Annotated in this window: 6 protein-coding genes; all 6 read right to left on the bottom strand. The window is 44.8% G+C overall.

The features are described from left to right. Window positions 1-295 precede the first annotated feature (295 nt). The 6 genes from FNY66_RS00560 to FNY66_RS00535 all read right to left on the bottom strand — a co-directional run bounded on the left by FNY66_RS00560 (window position 296) and on the right by FNY66_RS00535 (window position 11,664). A complete protein-coding gene (locus FNY66_RS00560; protein WP_190324737.1) occupies window positions 296-1,786 on the bottom strand; it encodes an LCP family protein in 1,491 nt (496 codons plus the stop codon). 61 nt (window positions 1,787-1,847) lie between these two features. Next, window positions 1,848-3,290, bottom strand: coding sequence for a sugar transferase (locus FNY66_RS00555; protein ID WP_229409400.1), 1,443 nt, complete (start codon window positions 3,288-3,290; stop codon window positions 1,848-1,850). Between the two features lie 82 nt (window positions 3,291-3,372). Further along, window positions 3,373-5,064: a transglutaminase domain-containing protein gene (locus FNY66_RS00550; protein ID WP_150309975.1), complete on the bottom strand. Its 1,692-nt coding sequence runs from the start codon at window positions 5,062-5,064 to the stop codon at window positions 3,373-3,375. Window positions 5,065-5,197: 133 nt separating this feature from the next. Next, window positions 5,198-9,622, bottom strand: a complete 4,425-nt coding sequence (locus tag FNY66_RS00545; RefSeq protein WP_150309974.1) for a hypothetical protein — start codon at window positions 9,620-9,622, stop codon at window positions 5,198-5,200. A gap of 250 nt (window positions 9,623-9,872) precedes the next feature. Further along, window positions 9,873-10,112: an acyl carrier protein gene (locus FNY66_RS00540; protein WP_087151008.1), complete on the bottom strand. Its 240-nt coding sequence runs from the start codon at window positions 10,110-10,112 to the stop codon at window positions 9,873-9,875. Further along, the gene (locus FNY66_RS00535) at window positions 10,102-11,664 is read right to left on the bottom strand and encodes a class I adenylate-forming enzyme family protein (RefSeq protein WP_150309973.1); all 1,563 of its coding nucleotides are present in this window, start codon (window positions 11,662-11,664) and stop codon (window positions 10,102-10,104) included. The genes FNY66_RS00540 and FNY66_RS00535 overlap by 11 nt, the downstream gene beginning before the upstream one ends. Window positions 11,665-11,669: the final 5 nt, after the last annotated feature.

Below are 11,669 nucleotides of genomic sequence, written 5' to 3'. Positions count from 1 at the left end.
GATTATATTATCTGCGAATTACAAGGTCAAGGAATATTCATTATTCACTTTATGTTTTCTTTATAAACAGCCTGCCACTACATCATCAAATGGCTGGATGGCGACAAATAGCCGGTAACCTGCCTGTGGACCCACCATTCAAAAATGGAATAAAAAAGGGGCTATCATTCCTTTTTCGCTCTAAAATAAGACAAAAAACCAAAGGAATTTATCTGCCCCCAAAACTCTGTTAGACTGTTTGTTCCAGGAAATCAAGAAATTTCAGGTCGGATCATTCTCTTTCGATACTTTCCCGTCACTGTGCCGTTCCCTCTATGACATCTGTAATCATATTCTTCGCCTCTTTCACACTGCTTTCATCCGGAATAACTACTGAAAGCGTCTGACCGGGCATGGAATAAGTTTCAGCGCTAGAAACCTGCCCCTCCGCTGTATAGGACGTGATATTCCAGCTTGCCATATCTGAAAGCTGCATTTTGACAAGATCAGATATTTCTTCCTGACTCATATTTGTCTCAAAACTTCCAGCTACTGCGTTCATCACACTCATATAGTTTGTCAGGAGCGAAGACGATGCCGCTTTCTGGATCACTGCACGAATCACTTCCATCTGGTTCCGTCCTCTCTGGAAATCTCCATCTTTAAAACTATAACGCTCTCTGGCAAAAGAAAGTGCCTCTTCACCGGTCAAATGATTTTTCCCTTGGTGGATCTCTGTACCTCTTGCCGTAAAGTCGTAATCAGAATTGACATCAACACCTCCAAGCGCATTGATAATATCTATAAATCCTGAGAAATTTACACGGAGATAATAGTTTACATCTACATCATACAGCTGTTCCAGAGCGTCAATGGATGCATTTATCCCATAAATGCCTGCATGTGTAAGCTTGTCCCTAGCCCCTCTGGTTTCAGAATAACTGATATAATAATCACGCGGCGTCGAAAGCAGAAGAATATCCTTCGTTTCCGTATTTACAACTGCAAGAATATTCACGTCGCTTCTGGAACGTGTCGAAATGCCCCCATACGTGTCAATTCCGCTCAGATACATGATAAAAGAATTGGAACCTGCATCCGGCTGAGATGTGACAGTCTCGCTGCCTCCATCAGCACTTTCATAAGTAAAAGAGGCAATCTCCCGAAGCCCTTCTTCTGCCCATGCATAATTCTCAGCTTCTGACGCCGTAGAAATATAAGCGCTGTTAACGACAATAACCCCGGCCTCTCCGTTGTTCAGTGCATCCAAAAGTGCAAATACATCTCCATACTCGGTAACCGCAGGATTCTTTCCAATAGTAAACGTGATCTCGTCCATTGCTTTATCTGTGTTCGTCCGGTCAATAGCTGTGGCGATCCCGAACTGATAATCTGCCACATCTGCGAGTTCCTGCGCGGGATCCGCATCCATTACATAAACGCCGATCACATCTGTAGAAGCAGACACTGTGGCCACATCCCGAATCGTTGAATCCATCTTGTCAATATACACACACCCGGCAATACATGCCGCCGTTAGGATTGTACAGATTACATCCGCGATCACTGAAGATGTCTTCCATTTCTGTATAACACCCGTTAGGACGCCGAGAACAAGTAACCCCCCTCCCAATGCAGCAAGATATAAACCGGGAAACATATCTGTCCCAGCCAGAAACGAAAGCAGCACAACTGCCGCCACTGCATAGATAGAGACAAATGAATAGCCGACTTTTCTGTATACAGTAAGCCCCTTATGTTTTCTCTTACCCTTTTTTCCGTGTTTTCTTTTATACATGTTCTCCATAGAGGCTTCTCCCCTTTTTGTATATTTTATTATTTCCGGTTTCATTGTCTACAGTATCTTATTACGCTGCCCCTTCTCCTCTCAATACTACGCAAAATGTTTTCAATAATATTTTTATGTCAAGTCCAATATCCCAGTTCTGGATATATTCCATATCCATCTTGACAATTTCTTCAAAATCTGTAATGTTACTTCTTCCGCTCACCTGCCACATTCCCGTTACTCCCGGCTTCATGGCCAGTCTCCCCCTGTGATGATACTGATACTTCTCCCATTCATCCAAAGTAGGAGGTCTCGTCCCTACCAGGCTCATGTCTCCCTTCAGAACATTCCAGAACTGTGGAAATTCGTCAATCGATGTCTTCCGAAGAAACCGCCCCAGACCGTGACGTTTTCCATCCGGTCCACTGCCGATGATCCTGGGATCATCATAAAGCTTAAACATATTCCCCTGCATCTGATTCTTTGCTTCCAGTTCCTTTTTTCTATCTTCAGCATCCATATACATGCTTCGGAACTTATATATCTTAAACTGTCTGCCGTTCTTTCCTATACGGATCTGGGAAAAGATTACCGGTCCTGGAGAAAGAGCCTTGATCGTCGGAGCGATAAACAGGAAAAGTATACCTGTAACTGCAAGCCCCAACAGTCCGCCGACAATATCCATCAATCTCTTCAGGAAGCGCTCACCTACACTTGCAGAACTGATTCCCGAAGACATTACCACATATCCCGCAAAATTCTCAATTTTCGGAGTATAAATATCATTCTCGGGTTCAGTAAGTTTCTGATAAACAGTCACTCCCATCTGGATACAGATATCTTCAAGATCTTTAGGAATCTTCGACTTATCCTTTACATTTACAAGTATTCCATCAATCCATTTATTCCGGATATAATCAAAGAGCTCCTGTTTCGTACAAACTACGTATTCGCCAGCAATCTTTTTGCCAATGATGTCATCCTGATCTACCAGAACAATCCCCACAATCCTGAGTTCGTTATAAGAATTCTTTTTAACTGTAGTGATCACCTGTTCCGCAATATCGGCTGAAGTAAGTATAAGTAGCGCCGTCTGATTAAAGTTTACACTTCTGTGCTTCCGGACATACATTTTCCAGAAAATCCGCTCAAGGTATATAATAAAAACCGCACCGAACACAAAAACCAGAAAAGATATGCGCGAGTAATCCCTGCTGTTTTTCGACAGAAATAAATAAAACATTATAAATACACATATTGTAAACATATATTTCAGAACAGCTTTAAACTCCTGAAAATATCCTCTCCTCAGGATCCCGCTGTAATTCTCAAGAAAGAATCCTGCACAGATACCGACAAGAAAAAGCATGACTCCTATATTCAGATAAAGCTCTGACGCATATGGATTTTCAAATCCATTTCTCAGCATATATGCCAAAATATAGGAAACCTGTATAAACAACGTATCCAGAATCATAAAATCCCAATGTTTCAGCCAGCCACCGGAAATACTATTATGCAATCTGCTACCTCCTATCGGAGATTCAAGAATCAGATCTCCTTCATTTTATCTTGAAGTGCTGTTCAGTCCAATGTATATAAGATCAGACTTTTCTGCCCTGTCTGACATTATAACTTTTTCCGTTATATTTTACAATCCCATTATATGAAGAGTTCCATTTTCCCTTAACTACATAATACCATGTTCCGGAAGTATGCCTGGCAAGACCGGTATAATTACTCTTCATTCTTCCTTTTTCCACATAATACCAGCTGCCTGTTGTATGCTTTACAAGGCCGGTATAACTGCTCTGCATCCTGCCCTCTTTTACATAGTACCAGCTGCCGCTGACGTGTTTGATCAGTCCTGTCGCGCTGTAATCAATCTTACCCTTCACTACATAGTACCAACTGCCTGTCGTATGCTTTACAAGGCCGGTATAATTGCTCTGCATCCTGCCTTTTTCCACATAATACCAACTGCCGCTTACATGTTTAATCAGTCCTGTCTTTCCATAGTCGATCCTGCCGTTTTCTACGTAATACCAACTGCCTGACGTATATTTTACAAGGCCGGTATAATCGTTCTGAACTGCGCCGTTCACAAAATAATACCATACACCATCGTCCATCTTTCGAAGGCCGGTAAAATCATCCGGGTTTTCTCCTTCATCCGGATTATTTCCTTCGTCCGGATTTTCTCCATCATCCGGATTTTCTCCATCATCCGCATCATCTCCATCATCCGGATTTTCTTCATCATCCTTTATGACATAACTTACAGGTGACATAGGATATGCAGCGTTAAACTCATCTGTCATATATTCTGCATCCCGGATATGATCTGAGAAATCCGCCTCACATTTCAGAAAATAACTGTATTCGGTGTTCCCCGCGTCCCATGTGGTATCCAGATCGTAATACAAACCGTCCAGGCACACAATATTCCAGCCATGTGCATCTCCGTTTCCGGTTCCGGATATAACACGGCTGTCCAGTCCCAGTTCCAAAGCCATACGGTAATACAGCAATGCATAGCCCTGACAGACAGCCTTATGATCCATCAACGCTGCATATGCCGTATATTTCAGTTTATAATCGCTATTATCCAGATTGTCATAATCATAAGATACCGTATCGCATATATAGTCATAAACAGCTTTTGCCTTTTCATATTCACTGCTGTCATACACATCCAGTTTATCAAGGACCGCCCGGACCTGCTCATCAACAACGCTTTCCTGCTCATATGTTGTATAATAAGTATATGTATATGTAAAGGTCATATAATACATATTTTCCAAAACCTGCCCCTGTCCGCTGCAGTCCCAGCCGGCATACTGCCATTGAAGATAATCTCCTTCATCAGGTATGCCTGTATGGATCAACGCCTGAGCGGCGATTTCACGCAATAAAGCTTTTGTTGGTTCTTCCGGTGTTTTGTAATGCACACTAACAGTCTGCTCCCTCTTTTTCATGCCCTCTCGGATTACTTCGGCAGCTTCTTCAATGGTATCTGCATATTCTTCTTCACTAATCTGTCCGTCATCGATGTCGCTGTAAAGAGCGATCCCGTTCTCATTACTTCCTGCCGTAACTGTCTTTAGCTCAGATTCTGTCACAACATCTTCATAAAGCGGATTTACATATGTTTCTTCCATAACATATGTTCCATCCGCTTTGCCGGTTCCGGTCATATCCGAACCGATGTTTCCGGCTGCCTGAACACAGGCAACCTGCGAAAAGGCAAGCGCAGCAGCAAGAAGAAGAGCAGTCTTTCTTCTGATTTTTTTCATTGCTTTATATCCTCCTATGAAAAATGGTTAGATTCCACTTTCATGCAATCTAACCATTTTCACTAATATTCAGTCAACCGGAATCTGTCAGTAAAATCAGTTAAAAGCCCGATTTTATTAACTCTGTCATAAGTTATACTTTCTTTCCCTGTCTGACTGTATAAGTCTTTCCATTATAAACTGTAGTTCCATTATAGGATGAGTTCCATTTTCCGTTTACAACATAGTACCATGTGCCGCTTGTATGTTTCGCAAGGCCGGTATAATTACTCATCATCTTTCCTTTTTCAACATAATACCAGCTGCCTGTCGTATGTTTTACAAGTCCGGTATAGTTACTCTGCATCCTGCCGCCTACTACATAATACCATGTGCCGCTGACATGTTTGATCAGACCTGTCTTGTCGTAATTAATTTTACCTTTTTCGACATAGTACCAGCTGCCTGTCGTATGCTTCACAAGTCCAGTATAGCTGCTCTGCATTCTTCCCTCTTTTACATAGTACCAGCTGCCGCTGACGTGTTTGAACAGACCTGTCGCACTGTAGTCAATCTTACCCTTCACTACATAGTACCAGCTGCCTGTCGTATGCTTTACAAGTCCGGTATAGTTGCTCTGCATCTTTCCGTCTTTTACATAGTACCAGCTGCCGCTTGAGTGCTTATACAGACCAGTTGCTTCGAAGTCGATAACTCCATTCACTACATAATACCATGTACCGCTCGTATGCTTTACAAGTCCGGTGTATTCTGTCTGAACTACTCCGTTTACAAAGTAGTACCATACGCCGTCATCCATCTTTCTAAGACCGGTAAAGTCATCTTCAACGTCCTGACCGGTTGCCGGAATAATAACTTCTTTTGTCTCAGTTACGGTTCCAAGCACCTCTCCGTTCTCATCTGTAATGACAGCAGTTGCAACATAAATATCTTTTCCATCCTCTTCATCTGTTGCCGGCTTGCTGTTTTCTTCATCTTTTACGACTTCAGCCTCAATATTTTCGTGCTTATCGCCACACGAAGAACAGGTTGCTGTCGCTGTTGCCGTATAACCAATGATACTGCCGTCATCATTAGTAACCTCGGTCCATGTAAACACACCGACATAAGGATGCTGACCGGGATCCAGCTGCTTCGTAGTACTTAATGAATACTTGATGCCGTTCACTTCGCCTTCTGCCGTATAAGTTGCTGTTGCCCCTTCTGTACATTCTCCTTCCGAAGAAGTAAGTGTAGCCTCTGCTGTCTCCGGTGTATCAAGAGTTACAGAAATAGTGTTATCATTACGCAGCAGATCCAGTGTTTCCTTTCTTTCTTCACAGATAGCAGAACAAACAAGGTTGGAGAATGTTACTGTTGAGCAGTCATCGCTCCACTTAGCATCTGCCGCCTCATAAGTATGTCCTGCCGTTTTAACAGCCTCATCATAAATTTCTTTATTCTTCTCGTACTCAGCAAGCTGCTCTTCATATTCCTCATCTGTTACAAAGCCATTCTTCTTCGGCTCTGTAGGCTCGCTGATGTGGAAACCACACTCTGCGCAGACATAGGATTCGCCAGAATTCCAGGTTACAGTACTCGGATCTGTCTCGCTTGTAACATCATCCTCTGTCGTATAGTACTTTTCCTGATACAGCAGATAGTGATGAGTGTGCGCTGTGCCTTCCTCTGGCACACGGCTGTCCGCTTCAATTGCGCCGCACTCTGTACAGCGGCTCTCTGTATATCCGTCACGGCCGCAGTAAGCATCTACTGTCACGTCTTCATATGTGTGAGATGTTCCTGCGAAATGGCCCATATCCATAGTTTCAACCGCATTTGCAACCCACATGAATTCCGAGTTGTCATTAATCTCACGCTTGTATCCCAGCTGCTCAAGCATATCATCGGAGATACCCTGATCCTCCATCATCTGAGCTGAGAACTCATTGTAATTCGGATTATAGTTGCTTTCTTCATATGCATATCCATAACCCTCACTCGCATAATCATAAAGATCAGCTTTTCCTGCAATATAAGAAAGATTTGTCGCAATATCAACGTACAGCGTATCACCCTTCAGCGTCATGCCGGCGATCGGATGATTCTCAAATGTGAAATCAGCGCCTTCCGCATTATCAACTACGTCGAAAGCCATAGCGCCGAATACTTCTGTTTTATCTCTTGTGGCGCTTACTGTATTGTATTCTTTCACCTTGACAACCTCACCGGATTCAAGGTCATAGCTCAGGATACAGTTAGAAACGTTGAAATAAAGCTTTCCTTCATACAGGACAGGTGTCGTATGAATTGCCGGATAAACGGACTGTTCTTCCACGAACTGCGCATACAGCTCTGTAAGCATCTCATTGGCTACCATCTCGCCCTCTGCATTCCGCACCATTACAGAACCAGATTCATCGGAGTTAAAATCAATGAGAGTTTCATAATCTTCGTCTCCATCTCCCATATCATCGCCGTCCATCTGATGGCGTACTATCTTGTATACCGCATCTTCGATGTCCATATCCTGGTAATTGCCTTCGCTGTCATTAAACTGTCTCAGCATATCAAGCATATCTGTGGAGTCATACATATAATACATGTAAGTACCGTCAGAATATACATTGCTGACAGCGCGGGTTACCCAGCTGCCTTCATAATCAGAGCTTGTATAATCTGCATTCACTGTAGATCCGGTGCAATCCGCATACAACGTCTTGATCTCTTTATAGTTTCCATCAAACATCTCTGCGAGAGAACTATGGCTGATCATAAAGTATGTATGATTCATATAACCGTCCGTCTCAACACGGTCACGGTTCATAACCTCTGAGAATACATCAGTATAGCAGGGGTCTACATAATACCATTTTCCATCCACCTTAACTGCATTCCAGAAATGATCTGAACTGAAATCAGGCTGCGGAATACCATACATGCTTACCGCTGCATCGAAAGTAATTCTTACAAGGTCAACATTGTAATCCTGGTCGATATCCAGATTGCCTTCCTCATCATAGTAAAGCTCTGATGCTGTCTTCCAATTTTCAGCAACTGTGATATCTGTAGCTCCATCCTTCAGGTAGTATTCCGGATACATGCACTGCATCAGATAAGCAAAAGCCTTTGCATATCCCATACATACGGCTTTGCCTTCTGCAAGAGCGCCAATGTGGTTGCCTTCCCAGTAGCCGAGGATACCATTTGTCAGACCGGAAGCCGCCTGCTCGACGTAAACTTCAATCGCCTGGTTCGGAGTCATATTGCCAAGATCCGGGATCTGTGTATCCATGATCGTAGTATATGCCTGATCAACAGCCGCCTGTCCATCTTCAGACTGAAGAAATGCGTTCACCTGCTCATCAACCCCGGCAGCAACCTCTTCTCCACCGAAATTAGCCGCAATGAACTCATGGGGATTTTCAGAAATCTCAGCTGCATGTTCTTGTAAGTACGCATCTGCCTCTTCTTCCGATGATCCATTTCCCATCAATATCTGTTTGATTGCATTCTGATAAATTGCAAGAGAAACCTGCTGCTCTGCAACCGCTTTAAACTGAGACTGGAACTGTTTCTCAATCTGCGGACGATATACTTCTTCCATCGCCGCATAGATCTCATCATAATACTCATGCTGCTGCGGCTCTTCAGCTGCCATGATCGGATTCTCCGGATCCATCTGGTTCATGATATAAGACATATCAAAGCTGCTGTTCTGAGCCAGCCATGAGTTCAAGGCCATGATCTTCTGAACATCTGTCTGGGCGCCTGAATCCTCAACTGCCTTCAGAGCTTCATCTCTCTTCGTTCTGATTGTACCTGCATAATACTCGATGGCGAACTGATCACCATACAGGAAGTTCATGATCATACCGGTCAGATCATCATAGGAATAGTTTCCAGATCTTACATCTTCAACAGAAACGCCTGCCAGACAAAGCATCTCTCCCAGCACTCCAAGACCGTCCTCTCCATTATCATTAAACATCAGATAGAACGGGCTCTGCACACCAAGAACGTCTGCGTTGGCCTGCCACTGCTGCTGGTACTCAGTGTACATTCCCAGAACTGTCTGGATCTGCTCATCTGTCAGTGCAACGGAATTGCCTTCAGCATCAAGTACCTTGATACTTTTCAGTTCTTCCTCAATAGTAGCGATTTCCGGATCGCTCGTGTCAACTGCATCCAGCTCCTCTTCACTGAGCTGCATTTCATTCGGAGTGATCTCCGGCGCCTCGATCTTGGAAGCATCTACTGTGAATGTTGTCAGACTGTCTTCCAGGTTGATACTGATCTCAGCATCTTCTCCTGCATTATCTGCCGCTGAGGTCTCCGTGTCCGTCTCTGTACGAGATGACTCCTGATCCGCTCCGGCAGCACTGTCCTGGGTCTCTTCCGCCGTGTCCGTATCGGCATCTTCCTGCGTGTCCTCAGACGTCTCCGGCGCAGCTGTCTCTTCCTGGACCTGCTGATCAGCAGAACCAGTCGGAGCGGCGCTGACCGGCATAGACATAAGGCTCAGTGTCATCGGAACGGCGAGAAACAGACTCAGAAACCGTTTTGAATTCCTCTTCATCTTCACTTCTCCCTTCAATGAATTTACGCTCCGCCTGACAGGAATATTTCAGGCAAAGCATACTTATACCCCACTCCTCATATACAAGATGACTGAAAAAGGCGCAAATTCCCTCTGCATATCAGAAGAGATATATCAATGTAAGATTACCACTAAGGTTTCAAAATATCAAGTAAAAACTTCATGGTTTTTCCACCACTTCAGCCCCTGTATTACATTTTATACACAATTTAAAAGCAATAAAATCCTGTTACGTCATTTTGCGTATCACCAATGAGCACAAGTCCCCTGTTGTCCTTACATTTCGAAGTGCAGACGCCGGGATCCTGACTCCGAACTCCTCTTCCAGATCGCTCAGCAGCACATAGGCCTCTACCGAGGCAAGTCCCATCTCTTCATATAATGTAGTATCTTCTGTCAGTTCCAGATCAGACTCGGTAGATTCTGCGATAACTTCCAGTATCTTCTGCTTCAGTTCCTCAATGCTCATCTTTCTGTTCCTCCTGAACCCTGCGGCGCAGCAGTTTCCCGCTGCTTGTCTTCCCGGCAGGTCCTTCCGGGAAACATATCTTCATGATCTGCCGATAGACAGGTTCACTCTCGTTATACTGCCTGATCTCTTCCCGGATCCGTTCCTGTATTATTGTTTTTTCTTTCGCCGTACACCCGTCCGGATAACCGGGATACACCTGAGCGGTGATCAGATCTCCTTCCGCACATACTACCACATCACTGATATCATCGTATTCATACAACAGCTTTCGTTCGATCTCTTCCGGGCTGATATTCTCGCCATTAGCAAGTACGATCAGATTTTTTCTGCGTCCGGTAAGATAGAGGAATCCTTCCTCGTCCATCCGGCAGAGGTCGCCTGTGGCATACCATCCGTCATGCAGTACTTTCATCGTCTCCTCTTCATCTCCATAGTATCCGGTCATCACCGCATCGCTCTTTACATATAGCTCTCCATCTATGATCCTGGCTTTTATCTCAGCCGGAGGCTTACCTATCGTATCCGGCCGTTCCGGCGTCATCTCCCAGAGGAAGCCGATGGCACCCGCCTCGGATGCTCCATATCCCTGGAGAACAGTAATATTCCTCTCCAGAAGCATCTGCAGGAACTCCGGGCGGAAATCAGCGCCCCCACAGTTGATCAGGTGGAGATCCCATCCCAGATTTCTGCCATTGGGGCCTCCGTTTTTCAATTTTCTTGCGAGCATACGGAGCATGGAAGGCACTACAAATACATAGTCCGGTTTCATAGCTTCCAGATATCGGTAAAAATACTTGATATCTGTTGCGATACAAACCTCCGCTCCCAGATACAGCGCGTTCAGCACAGAAGAGAACCCGGAAAGGTGATGAAAAGGCAGGACAGCCAGAAGAGAATGGAATCCCCTGTTATTGATCCTGTGGCAGATTCCTGCTGTAAGCCCCCGCTCGGACATCATGACGGCTTTGCTCTCTCCCGTTGTTCCTGATGTGAAAAAAATGCATGCAAGGCTGTCTCCGGAATGTCCGGCTGTGCATTTCCCCTGACCTTCCTGTTTCTCATAATTCTCCCATGAGACCACAGACATTTGAGATGCTGGATCACCGCCGCGCTCTTCCTCATCATCAAACAGCTCTTCCATGGGGATTCCGGTTATCCTGCCGGTCAGGTCTGCATCCCGGACTGTGTCCGCAGCCACAGAATCATAAATGATCCCGCTGACGTCAGTCTTCCTCAACCTGGCACTGAGTTCACCAGAGGATATTTCACGATCCAGAAGCACGGCAGCTGATTCCGTCCGGAATACCGCACAGAGGCTTACAAGCCATCCATAGCTGTTGCGCCCCATGATACCGATATGTCTGCCTGCCAGATTCCCTTTCCTCAGCACAGCAGCCGCCGCCCTGATATCATGAAAAAATCTCTCGGCGGAAATCTCCGTTATACAGCTGTCATCCATATACCGGAACACCCTTTTCCCGTTCAGCCTGCTTTCCAGCATTCCAAGTACTTCACGCATGGTTTTCGGCTGTTCTGTTTTCACTGTCATCTTTA

The organism is Mediterraneibacter catenae (assembly GCF_008691045.1).
Taxonomy (GTDB): domain Bacteria; phylum Bacillota; class Clostridia; order Lachnospirales; family Lachnospiraceae; genus Mediterraneibacter; species Mediterraneibacter ornithocaccae.
Note: the sequence above shows the minus strand (reverse complement) of the source record. Positions and strands in the feature narration are given on the sequence as shown.

Bases quoted from the DNA above. Each gene is read 5' to 3' on its own strand.
- FNY66_RS00560 (WP_190324737.1), bottom strand. From the start codon at position 1,786: ATGGAGAACATGTATAAAAGAAAACACGGAAAAAAGGGTAAGAGAAAA.
- FNY66_RS00550 (WP_150309975.1), bottom strand. From the start codon at position 5,064: ATGAAAAAAATCAGAAGAAAGACTGCTCTTCTTCTTGCTGCTGCGCTT.
- FNY66_RS00545 (WP_150309974.1), bottom strand. From the start codon at position 9,622: ATGAAGAGGAATTCAAAACGGTTTCTGAGTCTGTTTCTCGCCGTTCCG.
- FNY66_RS00540 (WP_087151008.1), bottom strand. From the start codon at position 10,112: ATGAGCATTGAGGAACTGAAGCAGAAGATACTGGAAGTTATCGCAGAA.
- FNY66_RS00535 (WP_150309973.1), bottom strand. From the start codon at position 11,664: ATGACAGTGAAAACAGAACAGCCGAAAACCATGCGTGAAGTACTTGGA.